Source organism: Geobacillus sp. ZGt-1, assembly GCF_001026865.1.
Classification (GTDB): domain Bacteria; phylum Bacillota; class Bacilli; order Bacillales; family Anoxybacillaceae; genus Geobacillus; species Geobacillus thermoleovorans.
Window position 1 is genome coordinate 1 of record NZ_LDPD01000229.1, and the last position, 986, is coordinate 986.

The 986-nt window shown below is 52.8% G+C and carries 2 protein-coding genes; both read right to left on the bottom strand.

Annotated elements, in window-relative coordinates; genetic code table 11:
• Nucleotides 1-627: N-6 DNA methylase (locus tag VU18_RS16900; protein ID WP_047758642.1), on the bottom strand; the 627-nt coding region annotated here is incomplete at its 3' end.
• 2 nt (nucleotides 628-629) lie between these two features.
• Nucleotides 630-986, bottom strand: a 357-nt coding sequence (locus VU18_RS16905) for a type I restriction-modification enzyme R subunit C-terminal domain-containing protein (protein ID WP_047758643.1), incomplete at its 5' end; no start/stop codon positions are given.

Sequence of the window (986 nt, forward strand, 5' to 3'; positions counted from 1 at the left end):
CCCGGAGAACGCTTCATATTTCTGGAACCGAATTTCTTCTTCCGATAAATCAAAATAGTCGTCCGTTTTCGCCCGGACGTGGCGGCTGGCGGCGATCATAAAGCCGAACGTCCCCGCCGCCGGGTCGTGGCAGCGCTCGCCGGGCTTCGGGTCAACGAGTTCGACGATGACGTCAATCAGCACGCGGGGGGTGAAATATTGCCCCGCGCCTGATTTCAATTCGCTCGCGTTTTTCTCGAGCAGCCCTTCGTACAAGGCGCCGAGCCCTTCTTCTTTCGCGTTGTACCAGTCAAGCGCGTCGATGGTGCGGATGATTTTTTCCAAGTTTTTCGGCTCACGGATGTTGGACGTCGCTTCGGTGTAAATTTGCCTTAACAGTTCGTTCTCTTCCTGCCCAAGCGCCATGAGCAGCTGTTGGTAATACGTTTTCAGCTCGATTCCATCCTTTTTGGCGAGCACGTCCCAACGGTATGGCTCGGGGATGATGTATTCTTGCCCGGTTTCTTTCATCATTTTCAAAAACAGCAAATACGTCAGCTCGGTGACATATTGGTGGTACGTGATGCCGTCGTCGCGCAAGACGTTGCACAAGTTCCACAGCTTTTGGACAATTTCTCGGTTGTTCATCTCTAGGCTTGCTCCTTCTTGGCGTAGTTGTACAAGTTTTCATTAATTTCGCGCACGATTTGCGGCAATTGACCGCCGAAAATATTGTTCAGCTGCTTAAAGCCGCCGTGGCTTTTAAACGGTTCGTAGTCAAACGCTTTTTCCGGGTCGGGATGGAGGACGTATTCTTGCAGCAGCTGTTTTTCGATCCGCTCAAGCCATTTCTTTTGCAGCGGCGGCCATGGTTTCATCCGGTAAATGGCGTTCATGGCGCGGCGAATTCGTTCTTCATGACTGATGAGCGGGTCGCCGAGCGCCTGTTGGCGGATGAAGGCGATAATGTCGGCGGCGATGTCCTCATTTTTCGCCTCCCGCCATGC